General features: G+C 68.4%; 19 protein-coding genes and 1 riboswitch. Of the genes, 10 read left to right on the forward strand and 9 right to left on the reverse strand.

What is annotated here, in order from left to right:
- Positions 1 to 259: 259 nt before the first annotated feature.
- Positions 260 to 1,414, forward strand: coding sequence for a serine hydrolase domain-containing protein (locus ACIRC0_RS29495; RefSeq protein WP_403622355.1), 1,155 nt, complete (start codon positions 260 to 262; stop codon positions 1,412 to 1,414).
- 125 nt (positions 1,415 to 1,539) lie between these two features.
- On the opposite strand, the gene ACIRC0_RS29500 is transcribed toward ACIRC0_RS29495, so the two are convergent.
- A complete protein-coding gene (locus tag ACIRC0_RS29500; RefSeq protein ID WP_403621870.1) occupies positions 1,540 to 2,979 on the reverse strand; it encodes a gamma-aminobutyraldehyde dehydrogenase in 1,440 nt (479 codons plus the stop codon).
- 165 nt (positions 2,980 to 3,144) lie between these two features.
- Here ACIRC0_RS29500 and ACIRC0_RS29505 point away from each other — a divergent pair, with 165 nt between their 5' ends.
- The 6 genes from ACIRC0_RS29505 to ACIRC0_RS29530 all read left to right on the forward strand — a co-directional run bounded on the left by ACIRC0_RS29505 (position 3,145) and on the right by ACIRC0_RS29530 (position 8,609).
- Complete coding sequence (locus tag ACIRC0_RS29505) at positions 3,145 to 3,660, forward strand: Lrp/AsnC family transcriptional regulator (RefSeq protein WP_403621873.1); 516 nt, start codon at positions 3,145 to 3,147, stop codon at positions 3,658 to 3,660.
- Positions 3,645 to 5,027 (forward strand): aspartate aminotransferase family protein, encoded by a 1,383-nt coding sequence (locus ACIRC0_RS29510; protein ID WP_403621876.1) that lies wholly within the window; start codon positions 3,645 to 3,647, stop codon positions 5,025 to 5,027. The genes ACIRC0_RS29505 and ACIRC0_RS29510 overlap by 16 nt, the downstream gene beginning before the upstream one ends.
- A gap of 218 nt (positions 5,028 to 5,245) precedes the next feature.
- Positions 5,246 to 5,983, forward strand: a complete 738-nt coding sequence (locus tag ACIRC0_RS29515; protein WP_403621879.1) for an ABC transporter ATP-binding protein — start codon at positions 5,246 to 5,248, stop codon at positions 5,981 to 5,983.
- Complete coding sequence (locus ACIRC0_RS29520) at positions 5,965 to 7,179, forward strand: hypothetical protein (RefSeq protein WP_403621882.1); 1,215 nt, start codon at positions 5,965 to 5,967, stop codon at positions 7,177 to 7,179. The genes ACIRC0_RS29515 and ACIRC0_RS29520 overlap by 19 nt, the downstream gene beginning before the upstream one ends.
- Before the next feature lie 103 nt (positions 7,180 to 7,282).
- Positions 7,283 to 7,690 carry a VOC family protein gene (locus ACIRC0_RS29525; RefSeq protein ID WP_403621884.1) on the forward strand — a complete coding sequence of 136 codons (408 nt, stop codon included), beginning with the start codon at positions 7,283 to 7,285 and terminating at the stop codon, positions 7,688 to 7,690.
- A 226-nt stretch (positions 7,691 to 7,916) separates the two neighbouring features.
- Positions 7,917 to 8,609, forward strand: coding sequence for an LAETG motif-containing sortase-dependent surface protein (locus ACIRC0_RS29530; protein ID WP_403621887.1), 693 nt, complete (start codon positions 7,917 to 7,919; stop codon positions 8,607 to 8,609).
- Positions 8,610 to 8,678: 69 nt separating this feature from the next.
- On the opposite strand, the gene ACIRC0_RS29535 is transcribed toward ACIRC0_RS29530, so the two are convergent.
- From ACIRC0_RS29535 to ACIRC0_RS29560, 6 genes are all read right to left on the reverse strand, one after another.
- Entirely contained in the window at positions 8,679 to 9,119 is a 441-nt protein-coding gene (locus tag ACIRC0_RS29535; RefSeq protein ID WP_403621890.1) for a GNAT family N-acetyltransferase, read from the reverse strand.
- A 10-nt stretch (positions 9,120 to 9,129) separates the two neighbouring features.
- Positions 9,130 to 10,161, reverse strand: coding sequence for an ABC transporter ATP-binding protein (locus ACIRC0_RS29540; protein ID WP_403621893.1), 1,032 nt, complete (start codon positions 10,159 to 10,161; stop codon positions 9,130 to 9,132).
- Positions 10,162 to 10,163: 2 nt separating this feature from the next.
- Complete coding sequence (locus tag ACIRC0_RS29545) at positions 10,164 to 11,828, reverse strand: ABC transporter permease (RefSeq protein WP_403621896.1); 1,665 nt, start codon at positions 11,826 to 11,828, stop codon at positions 10,164 to 10,166.
- Positions 11,804 to 12,844 (reverse strand): thiamine ABC transporter substrate binding subunit, encoded by a 1,041-nt coding sequence (locus ACIRC0_RS29550; RefSeq protein ID WP_403622357.1) that lies wholly within the window; start codon positions 12,842 to 12,844, stop codon positions 11,804 to 11,806. The genes ACIRC0_RS29545 and ACIRC0_RS29550 overlap by 25 nt, the downstream gene beginning before the upstream one ends.
- 127 nt (positions 12,845 to 12,971) lie before the next feature.
- A riboswitch (TPP riboswitch) is annotated at positions 12,972 to 13,077 on the reverse strand.
- Between the two features lie 32 nt (positions 13,078 to 13,109).
- Positions 13,110 to 14,216, reverse strand: a complete 1,107-nt coding sequence (rlmN, locus tag ACIRC0_RS29555; protein ID WP_403621899.1) for a 23S rRNA (adenine(2503)-C(2))-methyltransferase RlmN — start codon at positions 14,214 to 14,216, stop codon at positions 13,110 to 13,112.
- A 125-nt stretch (positions 14,217 to 14,341) separates the two neighbouring features.
- The gene (locus tag ACIRC0_RS29560; RefSeq protein ID WP_403621902.1) at positions 14,342 to 14,659 is read right to left on the reverse strand and encodes a hypothetical protein; all 318 of its coding nucleotides are present in this window, start codon (positions 14,657 to 14,659) and stop codon (positions 14,342 to 14,344) included.
- Between the two features lie 197 nt (positions 14,660 to 14,856).
- Here ACIRC0_RS29560 and ACIRC0_RS29565 point away from each other — a divergent pair, with 197 nt between their 5' ends.
- The 3 genes from ACIRC0_RS29565 (at position 14,857) to ACIRC0_RS29575 (ending at position 17,743) form a co-directional block, all read left to right on the forward strand.
- Positions 14,857 to 15,261, forward strand: coding sequence for a DUF6416 domain-containing protein (locus ACIRC0_RS29565; protein ID WP_258053339.1), 405 nt, complete (start codon positions 14,857 to 14,859; stop codon positions 15,259 to 15,261).
- Between the two features lie 392 nt (positions 15,262 to 15,653).
- A complete protein-coding gene (locus ACIRC0_RS29570; protein ID WP_403621905.1) occupies positions 15,654 to 16,814 on the forward strand; it encodes an AAA family ATPase in 1,161 nt (386 codons plus the stop codon).
- 41 nt (positions 16,815 to 16,855) lie between these two features.
- Entirely contained in the window at positions 16,856 to 17,743 is an 888-nt protein-coding gene (locus tag ACIRC0_RS29575; RefSeq protein ID WP_403621908.1) for a hypothetical protein, read from the forward strand.
- A gap of 428 nt (positions 17,744 to 18,171) precedes the next feature.
- Here the strand turns inward: ACIRC0_RS29575 and ACIRC0_RS29580 are convergent, their stop codons facing one another.
- Both ACIRC0_RS29580 and ACIRC0_RS29585 read right to left on the reverse strand, forming a co-directional pair.
- Positions 18,172 to 18,657: an NUDIX domain-containing protein gene (locus tag ACIRC0_RS29580; protein WP_403621911.1), complete on the reverse strand. Its 486-nt coding sequence runs from the start codon at positions 18,655 to 18,657 to the stop codon at positions 18,172 to 18,174.
- Between the two features lie 19 nt (positions 18,658 to 18,676).
- Positions 18,677 to 19,891, reverse strand: coding sequence for a helix-turn-helix domain-containing protein (locus ACIRC0_RS29585; protein WP_403621914.1), 1,215 nt, complete (start codon positions 19,889 to 19,891; stop codon positions 18,677 to 18,679).
- Between the last annotated feature and the right edge of the window lie 153 nt (positions 19,892 to 20,044).

The following is a 20,044-nucleotide window of genomic DNA, read 5'->3' on the forward strand; positions in this document are numbered from 1 at the left end:
CGGTCGCCGTGCCCATGCCTCACGCGGTTCGCTCCTGTGCGTCGGGATCCGGGGCGCTGAGGGAGACGGAGGGACGGGGGCCGGGATAACAGTTTTTCGGGCGCGACGCGGACCACACGCTCCCGTGCCGGGGCGGCTCCGCCCCCTAGGGGCGACCCCCGGTCCCATGCCCGGGGCCGCACCCTCCTTCGAGAGGATCCCCAACCGCCGCACGGTCCGCAGGATGATCACCGACATCCCCTCGATCAGGGAGCATCCCATGCAGTTACGCCCGACCGCCGTCGCCCTCGCCACCGCCCTCGCCCTGAGCCTGACCGCCCTCCCCCTGGCGGGAGTCGCCTCCGCCCAGGCGGCAGCCCCGGCATCCGCGGCACGGACGACCCCGCCGTCCGCGACCGAGGGACCCGACACCGAGGCCCTGCGCGCCGCGATCGCCGGGCTGCCCGACCACGACGCCACCGCCGCGCTCATCCGCGTGGGCGGCCAGGGCAGTTGGCGCGGCGTCGCGGGAGTGCGCGATGTCCGGACGGGGGCGCCGGCGTTGGACAACGCCCGCTTCCGGGCCGGTTCGGTGACCAAGGTGGTGACCGCGGCGATCGTGCTGCAGCTCGCCGCCGAGGGGCGGATCAGCCTGGACGGCACCGTTCAGCAGTATCTGCCGGGGCTGCTGACCCAGGACTTCGAGCCCGTCACCGTACGGCAGTTGCTCAACTACACGAGCGGACTGCGGCCGGGAGCGTCCCTCGGGGAGACCGTCGAGGAGGGATACGCGCATCGCTTCGAGACGCTGACGCCACGTCAGGTCGTGGGGGCCTCGGTCGCCGAGGGCCCGGAGTTCGCGCCCGGCACGCAGCAGGACTACTCCAACATCCACTACACCGTCCTCGGCATGCTGATCGAGAGGATCACCGGCGACTCGTACGCGCACCAGGCGGCCGTACGGATCTTCCGGCCGCTCGGCATGCGGGACACCTCGTTCCCGAACGGGTCCGACCCGCGCATCCACGGTCCGCACAACCGCGGATACGACTGGATCGACGGCAGGCTGGCCGACGTGACCGACTGGAACATGTCCGACCGGTGGGCGGCCGGCGACATGATCTCGACGACCGCCGACCTGGAACGGCTGCTGGTGGCGCTGTTCCGCGGCCGCGTCGTGCCCGGGCCGCAGCTGAAGGAGATGTTCACGCTCCCCGACGTGCCGGGGGCGCGGTACGCGGCGGCGCTGGAGCGGTTGGAGCTGAACGGCAGGGTGATCTGGGGCAAGACGGGCTCCCGCCCCGGCTACGCCACGGTGATCGCCGCCACCCGCGACCTTTCCCGGACCCTCGTCTACTCCGTCAACGCCACCGACGCGAAGGGCGACGGCGCGGGCGTCGCGCAGCGGTTCGGCTTCCCCGCGTTCAACCGCTGACGACGCCAGGGCCGCCACCACCGACCCGAGCAGGGCCGCCCACTGCGCGCACCCCGGGCACGCCGCGGCCCCGGACGGGACCACTCCCGCCCGGGGCCGCGTTGCTCGCACCGCCCCCCGGAGGGCTACGCGTCGAGCGACGTCATCACGTGCTTGATCCGCGTGTAGTCGTCGAAGCCGTACGCCGACAGGTCCTTGCCGTAGCCGGACTTCTTGAAGCCGCCGTGCGGCATCTCCGCCACCAGCGGGATGTGCGTGTTGATCCACACGCAGCCGAAGTCGAGCGCCTTGGACATGCGCATCGCGCGCGCGTGGTCCTTGGTCCACACCGAGGAGGCGAGGGCGTAGTCGACGCCGTTCGCGTACTCGACGGCCTGCTCCTCGTCGGAGAACGACTGCACGGTGATGACCGGGCCGAAGACCTCGTTCTGGATGATCTCGTCGTCCTGCTTGAGGCCCGAGACGACGGTCGGGGCGTAGAAGTAGCCCTTGTCGCCGACCGGGTGACCGCCGGCCTCGACCTTGGCGTGGGCGGGCAGGCGCTCGATGAAGCCGGTGACCTGCTTGAGCTGGTTGGGGTTGTTCAGCGGGCCGTAGAGCACGTCCTCGTCGTCCGGCTGCCCCGTCTTCGTCTCGGAGGCGGCCTTGGCGAGCGCGGCCACGAACTCGTCGTGGATCGACTCGTGGACCAGGACGCGGGTGGCGGCCGTGCAGTCCTGGCCGGCGTTGAAGAAGCCCGCGACCGAGATGTCCTCGACGGCCTTGGCGATGTCGGTGTCCTCGAAGACGACGACCGGCGCCTTGCCGCCCAGCTCCAGGTGGACCCGCTTGAGGTCCTTGGAGGCGGACTCGGCGACCGACATGCCGGCGCGGACGGAGCCGGTGATGGACGCCATCGCCGGGGTCGGGTGCTCGACCATCAGCCGGCCGGTCTCGCGGTCGCCGCAGATGACGTTGAAGACGCCCTTGGGCAGGATCGAGCCGATGATGTCGGCGATCAGGACCGTGGACGCCGGGGTGGTGTCCGACGGCTTCAGCACGACGGTGTTGCCCGCCGCGATCGCCGGGGCGAACTTCCACACGGCCATCATCATCGGGTAGTTCCACGGCGCGACCTGCGCACAGACGCCGACCGGCTCGCGGCGGATGATCGAGGTCATCCCCTCCATGTACTCGCCGGCCGAGCGGCCCTCGAGCATCCGGGCGGCGCCCGCGAAGAACCGGATCTGGTCGATCATCGGCGGGATCTCCTCCGACCGGGTCAGCCCGATCGGCTTGCCCGTGTTCTCGACCTCGGCCGCGATCAGTTCCTCGGCGCGCTCCTCGAACGCATCAGCGATCTTCAGCAGGGCCTTCTGCCGCTCCGCGGGCGTGGTGTCGCGCCAGCCGGGGAAGGCCGCCGCGGCGGCCGCCATCGCGGCGTCGACGTCCGCCTGCCCGGACAGCGGGGCGGTCGCGTACGCCTCACCGGTCGCGGGGTTGACCACCTGAGTGGTCCGTCCGTCGGCGGCGTCACGGTATTCGCCATCGATGTAGTTGCGCAGACGACGCAGCTCGGTGCTCACTGCGGGCCCTCCAAGTTCGGGTGTCCAATCGCTGAGACACCCACCCTAGTCCGTAGGCCGACGTTTTCAACACCCACGATTGCGCCAGCACTGCGAAATCCGCAGACTTAGATCACGGAAACAACGAATTTCATCGATCCCGCCTTGCGGAACTGTTGATACGTCGTGCACAGTGAGGTCGTGGCCAGTCGAAGCGCAGACCAGAGGGACTCCCGCGAGTCCAAGAACGGCACACCCCAGCTGGACGCCGTCTCCCTCGCCATCATCGAACAGCTCCAGGAGGACGGCCGCCGGCCGTACGCCGCGATCGGCAAGGCCGTCGGCCTGTCCGAGGCGGCGGTGCGCCAGCGCGTCCAGAAGCTGCTCGACCAGGGCGTGATGCAGATCGTCGCCGTCACGGACCCGCTCACCGTGGGCTTCCGCCGGCAGGCGATGGTCGGGGTGAACGTCGAGGGCGACGTGGAGTCCGCGGCCGACACGCTGGCCGCCATGGACGAGTGCGAGTACGTCGTGATGACCGCGGGCTCCTTCGACCTGATGGTGGAGATCGTCTGCGAGGACGACGACCACCTGCTGGAAGTCATCAACAAACGCATCCGGGCCGTCCCCGGGGTGCGCTCCACCGAGAGCTTCGTCTACCTCAAGCTGAAGAAGCAGACCTACATGTGGGGAACCCGATAGCCGTGAGTACCAAGGACCTCAGCAAGACCGCGTACGACCACCTGTGGATGCACTTCACCCGCATGTCCTCGTACGAGAACGCTCCCGTCCCCACCATCGTCCGGGGCGAGGGCACCTACATCTACGACGACAAGGGCAAGCGCTACCTCGACGGTCTCGCCGGTCTTTTCGTGGTCCAGGCGGGCCACGGACGCACGGAGCTGGCGGAGACGGCGTTCAAGCAGGCGCAGGAGCTGGCGTTCTTCCCGGTGTGGTCCTACGCCCACCCCAAGGCCGTCGAGCTCGCGGAGCGGCTCGCCGACCACGCCCCGGGCGACCTGAACAAGGTCTTCTTCACCACGGGCGGCGGCGAGGCGGTCGAGACCGCCTGGAAGCTCGCCAAGCAGTACTTCAAGCTGGTCGGCAAGCCCACCAAGCACAAGGTCATATCGCGCGCGGTCGCCTACCACGGCACCCCGCAGGGCGCCCTGTCCATCACCGGCCTGCCGGGCCTGAAGGCTCCGTTCGAGCCCCTGGTTCCGGGCGCGCACAAGGTCCCCAACACCAACATCTACCGGGCCCCGATCTTCGGCGACGACCCGGAGGCCTTCGGCCGCTGGGCCGCCGACCAGATCGAGCAGCAGATCCTCTTCGAGGGCCCCGACACGGTCGCCGCGGTCTTCCTGGAGCCGGTGCAGAACGCCGGCGGCTGCTTCCCGCCGCCGCCCGGCTACTTCCAGCGGGTGCGCGAGATCTGCGACCAGTACGACGTGCTGCTGGTCTCGGACGAGGTCATCTGCGCCTTCGGCCGCCTCGGCACGATGTTCGCCTGCGACAAGTTCGGCTACGTCCCGGACATGATCACCTGCGCCAAGGGCATGACCTCGGGCTACTCCCCGATCGGCGCGTGCATCGTCTCCGACCGCCTCGCCGAGCCCTTCTACAAGGGCGACAACACCTTCCTGCACGGCTACACCTTCGGCGGCCACCCGGTCTCCGCCGCGGTGGGCCTGGCCAACCTCGACCTGTTCGAGCGCGAGGGCCTGAACCAGCACGTGCTGGACAACGAGGGCGCGTTCCGCGCGACGCTGGAGAAGCTGCACGACCTGCCGATCGTCGGCGACGTCCGCGGCAACGGCTTCTTCTACGGCATCGAGCTGGTCAAGGACAAGGCCACCAAGGAGTCCTTCGACGAGGAGGAGACCGAGCGCGTCCTGTACGGCTTCCTGTCCAAGGCGCTGTTCGACAACGGCCTGTACTGCCGCGCCGACGACCGCGGCGACCCGGTCGTCCAGCTCGCCCCGCCGCTGATCTCCAACCAGGAGACCTTCGACGAGATCGAGCAGATCCTGCGCGCCACCCTCACGGAGGCATGGACCAAGCTCTGACCCGTCGGTGCGGGATTCGTCCTCCCGGATGACCGACAACGGCCCCGGGCCACCCGTTCGAGTGAGAAACGGGGGCCCGGGGCCGTTCGCTGTCCGGGCGCACGGGTGCCGCTTGCTTAGCGTGCGAGGTGACCGATCGCCCTTGCCATCGTTCGCCCGAACGGGTCCCCCGGACGGGGATCGGCACGGGAAAACGGATCAGAACCGAGGTGTACGCGATGGTGGCCCCGCCGGACAACGACGTGCTCTGGGCACGCGCCCTGCACTTCCAGCACAACGGCTCACCCGCGCTGCGCGGGGTCTCCCTGGGGGTGCGCGAGGGTGAGATCCTGGCCGTCACCGGCCCGCGCGGCAGCGGCAAGACGACCCTGCTGCAGTGTCTGGCGGGGCTGCTGCCCGCCCAGCGGGGCGAGGTCTGGTTCAACAGCACGCCCGTGCACACCATGGGCCCGCTCACCCGCGAGAGGCTGCGGCGCGACCGGTTCGGCTGGATCGACCCGGTGCCGATGCTGGTCCCCGAGCTGAACGCCTGGGAGAACGCGGCGCTGCCGCTGCTGCTGCGCGGCACCAGCCGCCGCCGCGCCAAGACCGCCGCGCTGGAGTGGCTGGAACGCCTCGACGTCGGCGACAGCGCCCGCAAGCGCCCCCACGAACTGACCCAGGCGCAGCGGCAGCGGATCGCCGTCGCCCGGGCGCTCGCCACCTGCCCGACCGTGCTCTTCGCGGACGAGCCCACCGCCTCCCTGCACCGCGCCGACGGCGCCCAGGTGCTGCGCACGCTCACCACGGCGGCCCGCTCGCACGGCATCACCGTCGTCATCGCCACACACCCGGCTCAGGCCGCGGGCCTCGCCGACCGGACGGTGTCGCTGCTGGACGGGCGGCCCGTGAACACCGTCCATCTGCCACCGGTGTCCGAGACGGAAGGCCGTCAGACGTGCTCGCTCTCCGCCTAGCCCGCGGGGCGCGCCCCCTGGTCCAGCTCCGCCGGCTCCTGGTCGTCGCGGCCTCGGCGGGCACGGGTTTCCTGCTGCTGTTCACGCTGGGGTACGCGCTGGGACACCCGGAGGCGGCGGACGGCTCGACGCTGCGGCTGGCCTGGTGCCTCGCGCCGATCGCGGCCACCGTGTACCTCGCGGTCGCCGTCGCCCGCACGGACCCGGGCACCCGTCCACGGTCCGGTCTGGCGGCGATCGGCCTCGGCCCGGCCCGGCTGATGGCCCTTTCGGCGGCCACCACGGCCTTCGCGACCTCACTCGGCTCCCTGCTGGCACTGCTGGGCTTCCTGCATCTGCGCGGCGACCCGACGGGGATGCCGTTCGACGGCGCGGCGGCGGACCTCCTCGCCGCCGACCAGCCCCTGCCCGTCCCCGCGGCGCTCACGCTGCTGGCGCTGGTGCCGTTCACGGCGTCCGTGGCGACCGCGCTGGCGCTGCGCCCGCGGGGCGAACGGCCACCGCGCGGCGGCGCCGCCGGCCCCGACGCCGACGACCCCCCCGAGGTGCCGGCCGAGGATCCGGCACCGGAGCCTCCCACCGCCCTCCAGCCCGCCCCCGGCGGCCTGCCCTGGGGTGTGGCCGCGCTCGCCGCGGGGTTCGCCGTCGAGGCGCACGCGAGCCGGCCGGGCCCGGCGCCGACTGCTCCGCTGCCCGGCGGACTCGCGGGCGGGCCCGTGGCCGTGCTCGCGGGCTGGGCGCTGACCGCGCTGGGGCTCGCGCTGGCCGGGCCCGCGCTGACGCATCTGTGCGGGTGGCTGCTGCAGGCGGTGCGCCCGGGTGCCGTGCGGCTGCTGGCCGGGCGCGGTCTGCAGGAGGAGGCAGGGCGGATCGGCCGGCCGCTCGGGGTGGTGTGCGCGGTGGCGTCGGGCTTCTACGCCATGGCGGCGCTGTACGCCGACACGCGCCCGTCCCCGGGACCGCTGACGACGCTGGGCGCGGCGGTGGTGGGGGGCTGCGCGGTCGCGGCACTGGCGACGGCCGCGGTCGAGGCGAGGCAGGCGCGTACCGACACGGTGGCCGCGCTGGTGCGGCTCGGCGCCCCGGCCACCGTGCTGCGCACCGCGGCACTGCTGCGTGCGGGCGCTCTGGCGGTGGTGTTCACACCGCTGACCTGGGTCGTCGCGGAGCTGGCGGCGATGCCGCTGACGGGCTGAGCACATCCCGGAAGGTTTTTTCGCGACCGGCGATGAGTTTCGCGTCGGCGCGCGGTCCATCTCTGCGTACGGCTCATCCGCCACGTCGAAAGAGAGGCCGCCCATGTACCAGCAGATGATCTTCGTGAACCTGCCCGTCGCCGACGTCGAGACGTCGAAGAAGTTCTTCACGGAGCTGGGCTACACGATCAACCCGCAGTTCACGACGGACGACTGCGCCTGCGTCGTGATCAGCGACACCATCATCGCGATGCTGCTGAGCCACCAGCACTACGCCAACTTCACCAAGAAGGAGATCGCGGACGCCACCAGGACCAGCGAGGTGCTGCTCTGCCTGAGCGCCGAAAGCCGCGAGAAGGTCGACGAGTTGGTCGACCGGGCCCTCGCCGCGGGCGGCACGGTGTCCGGCGAGGCGCAGGACTACGGCCACATGTACGGCCGTGCCTTCGACGACCCGGACGGCCACACCTGGGAGGTCATGTGGATGGACCCGGCGGCGGTGCAGGGCTGAGCACGCGCAGGTGAACGGGGGCGCCCCGGCGGGGGGTTGAGAACGGCTCTGCGGATTTCAAACGCATGGGCGGTTAATGAGCAGGCAAAGACGGCCGTCATGCCGGACATCGGCGTTGACAGCACTTAGCTACCGCTTATAAACCTGTGAGCCTCTCGGGGAAGTTGTGATTGCAGCGCAACTCCCCCTGAACCCCCCGCAATTGCGCATCCCGTGAAGGGCAATCGTGTCCATATCCTCCCGCACCGCTCGAACGGTGCGCATCCTCGGCGTCGCCTCGGCCTCCGCCGCGCTCGCGCTCGGCGTCGCCGGCAACGCGCTCGCTTGCAACATCCGTGACTTCTCGGCCGTCGCCTCCTGCGACAACGGGAAGGGCAGCATCACCGTCACCGACAAGGACGCCTCGGGCAAGGAGGCGACCGTCAGCGTCTACCTGGAAGAGAACGGCGCGGACGCGAAGAAGGTCGGTGAGAAGACGGTCACCGGCACCAAGGACGGTGCGATCGTCACGTTCTCCGAGGACTGGGCCGCCGGCGCCCAGTACCGGGTCCACATCAACGCCAACGGCGGCCAGGTCAACGAGGACCTCTCGCTCCTGACCACCCCGTCCAAGGCATGCGCGACGTCGCAGACCACCCCGCCGGCCTCCGAGACCCCGAAGCCGTCCGACACGCCGGCTCCGGCCCCGTCCTCCTCCGCGTCCCCGTCGGCCACGCCGTCGCAGCCGGAGAGCACGGCCCCCGCCACGGCCGGGGACAACTCCCCCTCGCCCGCGGCGGGCAGCTCCAACCTCGCCGAGACCGGCGCCAGCTCCAGCACGCCCATGATCGCCGGCATCGCCGGCGGCCTGGTCGTCATCGGTGGCGGCGCGGTGTTCTTCGGCATGCGCCGCCGCGGCGGCGCGTCGAAGGGCAACTGACGCCTCCGCACCCGGACGAACCGACGGCCCGCCCCCTTCGCCGGGGCGGGCCGTCGTGCGTGCCGCACATCAGGCCGGCCTGCGCACCATGAACACGTCCACCGGATCCTCGGTCTCCACTGTGAACCCGTGCCGCTCGTAGAGCCGTCGGGCGGGACTGCCCTGCAGCACGTTCAACCGGACGAGGACACCGCGGGATTCACACCGCTCCAGCAGTTCCCGCAGCACGCCCGTACCGATGCCGCTGCCCTGAAGACGCGGGGCCAGGTAGAAGTGCTCCAGCCAGTGGGCTTCCTCGGCCGGTCGCAGCGCCACGCAGCCGGCGAACGCACCGCCCACCTCGATCACCCATGTGTGGGCGGGGTCGAATCGGTCCCGCAGCCGCTGCCGCACCCGCTGCTCGTCGTACCGCCCGAGCCGTTCCAGATCAGCCCGCATCACCATGGCACGCAACTCGACCACTGCCTCGACGTCCGACACCGACGCCGGGCGCATCTCCCAGTCCGCCATGATCGCCACCCTAGGTGGCGGACGCGCCGCCGAGCACCACGATTTCCGCTGCGTCGAACACGACTCCGACCTCGTCCCCCGGTTCGGGCGCCGACCGCAGCGGGCAGGCCGCCTCCAGTGCGGGGGCCTCCTCCGGTCGCAGACGTACGGCCACGTGGGTGCCGCGGAAGGTGCGGGCGGTCACGGTGCAGCGCAGGCCCTCGGTGGCCGCCGTCAACCGTACGCCCGCCGGGCGGATCAGCAGTGTGCCGGGCCCCTGCGGGGAGCCTTCCGGGACCGGGAGCTTGCCCCACGGGGTGGCCGCGACCTCGCCGGCGACGGTCGCCTCCACCACGTTGTCGAAGCCGAGGAAGCGCGCCACGAACTCGTTCGCGGGCCGCTGCCACACCTCGAGCGGCGTACCCGACTGGGCGATCCGCCCGTCGCGCATCACCACGACCCGGTCGGCGAGCGCGAAGGCCTCGCCCTGGTCATGGGTGACGGCGAGCACGGTCGTGCCCAAGCGGCCGAACAGCTCGCGCAGTTCGACGACGAGCCGCTCGCGCAGGGACCGGTCGAGCTGGCCCAGCGGCTCGTCCAGCATCAGCAGCCGTGGCCGGGGCGCGAGGGCGCGGGCGAGCGCGACGCGCTGCTGTTCGCCGCCGGAGAGTTCCGACACCGCCCTGCGCGCGGCTCCCGGCAGTCCCACCAGGTCGAGCAACTGCGCTACCCGTGCCTGACGTTCGGCGCGCGCGGTCTTGTGCATACGCAGCCCGAAGGCGACGTTCCCCCCGACGTCCCGCTGCGGGAACAGCTGATGGTCCTGGAACATCAGGCCCACTCCGCGCCGGTGCGCGGGCACGTCATCCAGGTCACGGCCGTCGAGGAACAGCCGCCCCGCGTCCAGGGGTTGCAGCCCGGCCACCGCCCGCAGCAGGGTCGACTTGCCGCTGCCGCTCGGCCCGAGCACACACACGATCTCCTGCTCGGCGACCTCGAGGTCCACCCGGTCGAGCGCGGCCCGCCCGTCGAAGCGCACGGTCGCGCCTTGCAGTGCGAGCATCGTCAGAACTCCCCCGTCCGATCGGTCCGCAGCCTCTCCAGGACGCCCAGCGCGACCGCGCACACCACCATCAGAATCGTCGACAGGGCCATCGCCTGCCCATAGTTGAGGTCGCCGGGCCGCGCGAGCAGTCGCGCCACAGCCACCGGCAGCGTCGGGTTGTCGGGCCGCGCGATGAACACGGTCGCCCCGAACTCGCCCAGCGACACGGCGAACGCGAACCCGGCCGCGATCAGCAACGCCCGCCGTACGATCGGCAGATCGACCTCGCGCCACACCCGCCACGGCGACGCCCCGAGCACGGCGGCCGCCTCCCGCAGCCGTTCGTCCACGGCCCGCAGCACCGGCAGCATGGTGCGGACGACGAAGGGCGCGCCCACCAGCGCCTGCGCGAGCGGCACCAGGATCCAGGAACCACGCAGGTCCAGCGGCGGTTTGTCGAGCGCGATGAGGAAGCCGAAGCCGACGGTCACCGCGGACACGCCGAGCGGCAGCATCAGCAGCGCGTCGAATCCCCGTACGAGCCGGCCGGCGTCCCTGCGGGCGAGGGCCGCGGCGGCCAGCGAGCCGATCAGTACCGCGATGAGGGTGGCCGCGACGGCGTACTGGAGGGAGTTCACGATGGCGTCGACGGGCGGGACGAGGAAGGTGCTGTCGTCGGTACGGGTCAGCGCCTTGTAGTAGGCGAACCCGGGCGCGTCGAGCGAGCGCTGGACGAGGACGGCGAGCGGCAGGACGAGCAGCAGGGCGACGGTCGCGAGGACCGCGCCGAGCAGCGCCCACTGCGCGGCCCCGCGCGGTCTGCGCGCCGTGCGCGACGGGTCGACCAGCTTCAGCGCGCTCTCCCGGCGGCGCACCGTCCAGGCGTGCACCCCGAGGATCGCGCCCACCGCGGCGAACTGGACGATCGTCAGCACGGCGGCGGTGGACAGGTCGAAGATCTCCGAGGTCTGCCGGTAGATCTCCACCTCCAGGGTGGAGAAGGTGGGGCCGCCGAGGATCTGCACCACGCCGAAGGAGGTGAAGGTGAACAGGAACACCATCAGCGCGGCGGCGGCCACCGCCGGCGCGAGGGCGGGCAGCGTCACCGTCCGCCAGGCCGTGAGCCGGGAGGCGCCGAGCACACGGGCGGCCTCCTCCTGACGGGGGTCGAGTTGCGCCCACAGTCCGCCGACCGTGCGGACGACGACGGCGTAGTTGAAGAAGACGTGGGCGAGCAGGATGGCCCACACGGTGGTGTCGAGCCGTATGCCCCACAGGTCGTCGAGGAGTCCGCCGCGACCCACCAGCGCCAGGAAGGCGGTGCCGACGACGACCGTGGGCAGCACGAACGGGACGGTGACGACGGCGCGCAGCACCTGCCTGCCCGGGAAGTCGTAGCGCGCGAAGACATACGCGCCGGGCAGCGCGATCAGCAGGGTCAGAGCGGTGGAGGCCAGCGCCTGCCAGGTGGTGAACCACAGCACGTGCCGCATGTCCGGCTCGGCGAGCACGTCCACGACCCGCCCGAGCCGCCAGGCCCCGTCCGTCTTCAGACCGCGCGCGACGATCGCGGCGACGGGGTAGGCGAAGAAGACCGCGAAGAACGCGACGGGCGGGGCCATCAGCCCGAGCCGCGCCGCGTTCCCCCGCCTGCGTGGGGTCACTTCAGTACGAGCGACGTCCACGCCTTGACCCACTGGTCACGGTTCGCGGCGATCTTCGTGGGGGCCATGGTCTCGGGATCCTTGGCCGCGGGCCCGTACTCGGTGAACTCCGCGGGCACCTTCGCTCCCTCGACCACCGGGTAGACGAACATGTTGAGCGGCATGTCCTCCTGGAACCTCCTGCTGATCAGGAAGTCGAGGAACGCCTTGCCGCCCTTGGTGTTGTGCGCGCCTGTCAGCAGACCGGCGAACTCGATCTGGCGGAAGCAGGTGCCGGTGGCGACGCCGGTCGGCGCGGTCTTGGGCCGGGGGTCGGCGTAGACGACCTCGGCGGGCGGCGAGGAGGCGTAGGAGACGACGAGCGGCCGGTCGCCCTTGGCCTTCTTGCCGCCGGCGGAGCCGGAGAACTCCTCGTTGTAGGCCTGCTCCCAGCCGTCGACCACCTTCACACCGTTGGCCTTGAGCTTCCTCCAGTAGTCCGGCCAGCCGCCGTCGCCGTACTTCGCGGCGGTGCCGAGCAGGAAGCCGAGACCGGGCGAGGACGTGGAGGCGTTCTCGGTGACGAGGAGGTTCTTGTACTCGGGCTTGACGAGGTCGTCGAAGGACGCCGGCGGGGTCAGCTTGTGGTCGGCGAAGTACTTCTTGTCGTAGTTGACGCAGATGTCGCCGTAGTCGATGGGCGTGACCCGGTGCTTGTCCGCGTCCAGCTGGTACTGGGTGCCGACCTGGTCGAGGCCCTTGGCCTCGTACGGCTGGAACAGGCCGTTGTCCAGCGCCCTGGACAGCAGCGTGTTGTCGACGCCGAAGAAGACGTCGCCCTGCGGGTTGTCCTTGGTGAGGATCGCCTTGTTGACGGCCTGGCCCGCGTCGCCGTCCTTGAGGACCTTGACGGTGTAGCCGGACTCCTTCTCGAACGCCGCGATGACGCTCTTGGAGGCGGCCCACGAGTCATGGCTGACGAGGGTCACGGTCTTGGAGCCGCCGCTGCCGTTCCCACTTCCGGAACCGGACGATCCGCACGCGGACAGCGTGACCATGCCCAGTCCGACGGCCACGGCCGCCCACTGCTTACCGGTGATGCTCAACTGGATTCCTCCTGGGGGTGACCAGGAAGAGACGCGGCCCTGCCCCGGACCTCGGAGGGTCCCGGGCAGGGCGCAACAGCTCGAGTGAAGACCGAACTCCCTACCCAGAATGACCTGGGCGAGGTTCAGAGGGTCTGCGGTCGCTACCGCACTCTCAGCGCTGTGGCGCTCCCCTGTCGGAATATGAAGATGTACGTACTGACTGACGGCTCTCAGACTACCGCTCGGTCGCGGCGAGCTGACCGCACGCCCCGTCGATCTCCTGACCCCGGGTGTCCCGGATCGTCACCGGCACACCGTGGGCGGCGATCGCCTCGACGAACGCCTTCTCGTCCTCGGGGCGGGAGGCGGTCCACTTCGAGCCGGGCGTCGGGTTCAGCGGGATCAGGTTGACGTGCACGGGCTTGCCCTTGAGCAGCCGGCCCAGCAGGTCACCGCGCCACGCCTGGTCGTTGATGTCCCGGATGAGGGCGTACTCGATGGACAGCCGGCGTCCGGACTTCTCGACGTAGTCGAACCCGGCGTCGAGGACCTCGCGCACCTTCCACCGCGTGTTGACGGGGACGAGGGTGTCGCGCAGCTCGTCGTCCGGGGCGTGCAGGGAGACGGCGAGACGGCACTTGAAGCCCTCGTCGGCGAATCGGTGGATGGCCGGCACCAGTCCGACGGTGGAGACGGTGATGCCGCGCTGCGAGAGGCCGAGCCCGTCCGGCGCGGGATCGGTAAGGGCCCGAATCGCACCCACGACGCGCTTGTAGTTGGCGAGGGGCTCGCCCATGCCCATGAAGACGATGTTGGACAGCCGCGCCGGGCCGCCGGGGATCTCGCCGTCGCGCAGCGCCCGCATGCCGTCCACGATCTGGTGCACGATCTCGGCGGTCGACAGGTTGCGGTCCAGGCCCGCCTGGCCGGTGGCGCAGAACGGGCAGTTCATGCCGCAACCCGCCTGCGAGCTGATGCACATGGTGACCCGGTCCGGGTAGCGCATGAGCACGGACTCGACGAGCGTGCCGTCGAACAGCCGCCACAGCGTCTTACGGGTGGTCCCCTGGTCCGTCGCCAGATGCCGGACGACCGTCATCAGCTCCGGGAGCAGCGCCTCCTGGAGCTTGCCACGGGAGGGCGCGGGGATGTCGGTCCACTGCTCCGGGTCGTGCGCGAACCGCGCGAAGTAGTGCTGCGAGAGCTGCTTGGCGCGGAACGGCTTCTCACCGACCGCGGCGACCGCCTCCTTGCGCTCGGCGGGCGAGAGGTCGGCGAGATGCCGCGGCGGCGTCTTGGCACCGCGCGGCGCGACGAAAGTGAGTTCTCCGGGCTTAGGCATGGCCTCACCAGTGTCGCAGATCCAATTGGGTGACCTGCGGCTGTCGCTCGCTACGACTGTCGTTAGTAGTCGTCACCGGTCGCCGCTGAGCGGCCTCGGACGGCCCAGGGACGGCCCAGCGAAGATCACTCGTCGGCTGCCACCCACTCATCGAGCCGGACCTTGACCTGGTAGTTGTGGGCGGCGTGCCAGAGGACCTCCCCGCTGACGAAGGCCCCGAGGGCCGGGAGGTCCGTCCCGTGCGGCATGGCCGTGATCTCCGCCAGCGCTATGGCGTTCGCCACGCCGTCTATACGTATGAAGACCCCGAAGCGCTGCCGACCGATGACCTCGCCGGTGATCCGGGTTCCTACAGGCAGGGCCGAGACGGTTACCGCCCAGCTCGACTGGACCGCCTCAGCGGCCGGCGCTTCAGAGCCCGTGGGCCAGTCATACTCATCCATCGGTAGATCATGACGCCCTGGGACCGGTGCTTAGAAGGCGCTTTGTGGCTGCGTCCCGACCTCCTCTTGACCTGTCCCTCTTCCCCAGCTGAGCCGCTTGCCGGTAGAACTTCGACACGGATTCGATACGTAGTGTCCTGGCGGATCTGTACGGTGCGAACGACACACACCCTAGGGACGAACTGTTAGGGGCGGGCATGACGGAGTATCTGTCTGAGGTTGATCCGCGATGGGCTGAGCACTCTGGCGAAGAGGCGCACTACGGTGCCCCCGAATGGGGCCCGGAGGACTTGGAGCGCGCTACAAGGTTCTTGGCTGAACTCGCACCGCAGGCCCGGCAGATGCTCGAGTACCTGCTGCGCAACCCTGGCCGGAAGATCCACTGCACGGAGCTGGTGGATATGGCCCTGGGCGGTCCAAATGAGGGCGCTCCGGCGCAGCGCGTGGCAGGCGTGGTGAGGGGAATGAGCAAGGGACACAGCAACAGTGGGCGGCGGCTTCCGTTCTACTGGTGGGAAGCTCCTGAGGGGAGCGCGGGCGCAACGTACGCAGTCCGCCCCTCAGTGGCGGCGGTGTTCCTAGCCGCTCAGCTCGGCCAGTGACTCCGCCGCGGGCGCCGGCATCCACCAGTCAGGCGGCGCTACCGCATCGGCGTGAGTCGGCTGGCGCTGAGCACCGCTTAGGAGTTCGATCCGAGCGTGGCCCGGCGGCGTCACCGCGTGGGCGTGTTGTTGCATGCCGGGCCGTGCATGGGTGCCCGGGTCCGGTGCTGCTGATGTCACCTGCAGATGTCAGCCAGAGCTACCGCTGTGCGGGCGCACGCTTACACCATCAGCTCGGGAGGCCCAGTGATCGGCGCTGCTGGGCTGACCTGGACACTCGGTACCGGCGCAAAGGCTCGCCAACTTTGACGGAAGACCACGATCGGAGCGAGTAGCAGATCTATGATTCTCCTCGCAGCGAAGGTGTCCTTCTGGAAGGCAGATAATTCGTCATGCCGAGCATTGTAAGTTTCGAGATTGCTGGCCTTGCTGGTCGGCCAGGGATCATTCGCCACTCTCTCCAGCCTGACGTCAACGTTTTTTGGGGACTCAACGGTAGCGGCAAGACATCAATGCTCAAAATCTTGCACAGCGCACTTCAGGATGAGGCGTCGCTCCTTGTTCGTGTTCCTTTCGACTGGGCTGTCGTAAAGATTCATACAGGGAGTAAAGAGATCGAGAGGACCATCAGAAATCCCAAGGCAAAGAACGTTGATATTGAACCTCCAGACACTCTCTTCGACGACTACGAACTGCATGATCGGCAAGTTGGCGAACGACTTATAGATCGAGCCGAAAAGATGCGGTGGAGCAGTAAGCCGTCTGACCATAACGGTCAAATCTTTCGGCATAGCTACCTATCTATCTTGCGCCTGAGCGACAGCCCCAGAATGAGGGTAGGAAGTACTGCGGATATCCTCGACGAGGTAGCCTACGACCGGATGTTCGCGCGCCAAATCCAGGCCATTTGGCAGGATTACAACACGCGTGAACTGATGCAAATCCGTCGCGTTCAACAGAATGGCTTGGCGGCAATTGCTGGTTCGGTCATCACCAGGTCTCTTGGGCCACGCAAGAAGCGGGCGAATTTGGCAGACATCGATGTTGAGTCCGCCTATGTGGCTGTGAAGAATTTCTTCCAAGATCAAAACCTTCATCTCCGAGTTGGGGATTACGAAAGTTTTTCGGAGAACTTCCTGACGAATGAGCTAATGCGTGAGGTGGTTGCCGAAATTGTGGAAGTACAAAAAGAGGTGGTGAATGCGCAAGAGCCGAAGCAGGCGGTAGAACGTCTGATTCACGAGCTATTTAGGGGGCGTATGCGAGTCGATTTTGAAGGAAGATTCCTGAAAATCAAACAAGGGAATGAAGATGTCCCATTGGAGGCCCTTTCGAGTGGTCAAAAGCAGGTTGTGCGCCTCCTGGTTGAATGTCTGGCGGCTGGGCCTAACTCCGTGCTCGTGGATGAGCCGGAAATCTCAATGCATGTCGATTGGCAGCATCGGTTGGTAAATGCGATGCGCACGATCAATCCCAGGACTCAGTTGATTCTTGCTACGCATTCTCCAGAAATCATGGCTGACCTCCCGGACAGGACGATCCACGAGCTATGAGCCGTAGGCTTTCATACAGTAGATCGGCGTTTGCGCGTCGCGTGCAGATTTCCCAGGATTCCTTGTTCGTGATTGTAGAAGGAAAAGACCTGGATGCGCGGTTTTATGATCGCATCTGCGGCAGTAGCGCAAAAGTCGAAGCGGCTGGTTATCAGGTCTGGTTGGCCGAGCAGCTGAAGGACGATGTGACGGGAGTTGCCGCAGGTGGCAAGAAGGCGGTTCTCGCCCACTTTGAGTTTTTCAAAGCATCCGGGAAGCTAACCGTTACCTCTTCGAGCGGGAAACGCTCGATGGCCTTCATGGTAGACAGGGACAATGAGGACGTGTCTGGCGGAAAGAAGAGATCTCCGCACGTTATTTACACGGACATGTTCGATGTCGAAGCAGAGGTTTTTATTCGCGGAAGCGACCAAGAGGCATTGGCGGGGATCCTCTCCCTGGATTCTGCCTCAGTGAGTCAACTAGTGACCGACTTGAGTGGCTGGGTAATGGATCTCGCCGACGCTTGGCGAGAGTGGATAACTCTTTGCGTCATAGCGAAGGCCACCGGGGCTGGCTGTGACGTAGGGTTTGGCCGGGAGTCGTGGGTCAATAATCCAAAGTACGGAGCTGTAGAGGCAGTCAAGCTGGCAGCCGCAGCGCAGAAGGTTGCCACGTCTACGCGCCGCAGTGCAACCGAATACAGCGCGATTTCATCACGCGTTCGACGTCGAATAAACTCTTGCTACTCTAAAGGCCACGGCTATCGTCTGATTAAAGGCAAGTGGCTTGCCCCTTACTTGATGCACAGGGTGAAATCTCACTTCGGGTCGGCGCCAGTGAGTTATAAGAGTGTTGAAGATTCTCTGGCGCGAGCTTACCTGGCGGCATGCGATTTCAGAGAAATGTGGGCTGACCACTATAGAGACCGCTTAGAATTGTTGACGTAACTTCAGAGCCAAGTTCTTCTTCGCGGAAAATGTTGCGGTGAGGTAGCCCTTTTAAGGTCGGCGGAGCGGCTTTGGGGTGGCGCTGCTTTGGCGCGAGTGATCATGGCCCCGTAAGCTTCCGGCGCGTCGGGCAGTCTGTGGACCTGCCCGGTAAAGCACGACGTTGGGGCCATGATCTTCGAGGCTCGCGCCAAAGTGGCTCCGTAAAGCCGTGGAGCCGACCGCCCCAGCCACGACGTACCCCTTCTCTGGCATCAGGCGGCTGATTGCTGCGCGCGCGGCACGGGCGCCGGCCGGGCTGGAGCGGGGCGGAGACAGGAGCGCAGGCCCGGCCGGGGGCCGGGCCTGCGCGCGGCGAGCGGCAGCGAGCCGTCTTGATGAAGTAGGGAAAGTCTTACCGCGCAGCGGTCAGGCCGTGTCCTGCGTGATCACGCAGCTCGGTTCTCTGGCCTCTGGCCATGCTCCAAGTACACCGGCGCAGAGCCGATCCTGGCCTCGGCCGCCGCGAGGATGCGTCGGGCCAGCCGCGGGATCGTGCGCTCGGTGATCTGCTCTGGGGAGAGGAACGCGGAGCTCTTCAGCTCCTCGGGTTGCAAGGTGATTGCTGCCAGGTCCTCCTGGCTGAGCTGGCCGCCGTCGAAGAGGTACAGCACCTTGTCGCCCTCGGCCTGGTTCGGTGCCCAGTCGACCGCGAGCAGGCGCCCGATGGGCGGTGTGATGCCCAGCTCCTCCTGGACCTCACGGATGGCGGCGTGCAACGGGGACTCGCCGGTCTCGACGTACCCGCCAGGGATCTCCCAGTAGTCCTTGTAGGACGGCTCCACCATGAGGATCCGCCCGGCGGCATCAAAGAAGAGCACACCCGCTGCCATACGCGGGTGCGCCATCTTCGCTTCCTGTGCATTCGGCGCCATGCAGCCGAGGGTACCCAGCTCAGACGACATGCAGCCTCTTGGCCAGGTCCGCCAGACTGCGGCTCGGCCGGCCTTTCTGGTTCCGGACCCAGGTGAGGACAAGTTCACGCGCAAGGTAGTGGCTTCGCACCTGCTCGGGCGCCCAGCTCTCCGCTTCGAGGACCTTGGCCAGTGCGTCGTCCATACGGTTGTGGGCGCTGAGGGCTCGCGCGACTTCGAGGTTGTGACGGGTCCGGCGCTCGGTCGGCAGGCCGCTGGTGTCGATCTGCGGCCCCAGGTCCGCCGCGACCTGCATGTCCCCCAGCTCTGCGGCCGTGGCCACTCGGTGGATGGCCACGTTGGTCGGGCCGAAAGCGGTCCACACGTGGTTGGCGTCCGCGCCGAGACGCTGCGCCGCCCGGTCGGCCTCGGCGAGGAACGTCTGAGTCGTCGCGCGGTCCTCCGCGCGGGCCGCTGCCATGGAGCCGGTGAGGAAGAGAGTCCCGTAGATCGACAGGAACTCGGGGCTCGCGTCGTCCAGGCCGGGGCGGAGGTACTCCCCCGCGTCTCCAATGAGCTGCGTGGCGGCGTCGAATCGGCCGTTAGAGAGCAGGCAGTGAGCCACGGAGCGGAACAGGGACCCGGTCACCACCGCGTTGCCGGACTGCTGCGCCGCTGCCAGTCCGCGGTCGGCCGCGATCCATGCGAGGTCGGTCTCCCCCAGCTTGGTGAGGACCATGGCCGCGCCCTGGTAGGTCATCGCCATGAGTTCGTGCGCCTGCTCGCGCTCCCGGCCGTCGTAGGCCTGGGCGGCGATGAGCGCATCCGCCAGAAGAAGGGGCAGGCGGCGGGTCGCGAACGCATAGCGGGAGTCCTGATAGGCGTCCCATACCTCGGCGACGTTGCTCCGGAGTTCGTCGAGCGGCGTCGGCTCGCCCTCGGTGGTCACGCCCAACAGCGGGGTGAGCTGGCGGTAGTTCATCAGGGCCGAGCGAAGTGCCGGCACCGTGCGGGTCCCGCTGTCCGCCGTCCAGTCCAGCAGCGTCGGCTCGGCGAGCAGGTCTCCCAGGGTCACGTCGAGTGCATCGGCAAGGGACTTGATGACCGAGAGCCGGTCCAGCTCGATGCGGTTGTTCTCGGCTTTGCTCAGCCAGTCGACCGTTCGGCCGACCAGTCCGGCCAGGACCTCTTGGGACATGCCCCGCCTGCGGCGGTACCAGGCGACGCGTTCGCCGATCGTCAGATTCGTCGTCATTCCTCGCATGGCAAGAGCGTCCCCCCGTCTCTATATGGGACCCCGGAGAGATTTTCCGGGGTACTCCAGCGGCCCGCTCCTAGCGTTGGTGACACCCCAGGGGATGACAGGTCGAACGCAGGACGAAGGAGCCACGATGCCGCTGACCCCGGC

The sequence above is a fragment of the Streptomyces sp. NPDC093984 genome, assembly GCF_044764595.1.
GTDB classification, from domain to species: Bacteria; Actinomycetota; Actinomycetes; order Streptomycetales; family Streptomycetaceae; genus Streptomyces; species Streptomyces cynarae.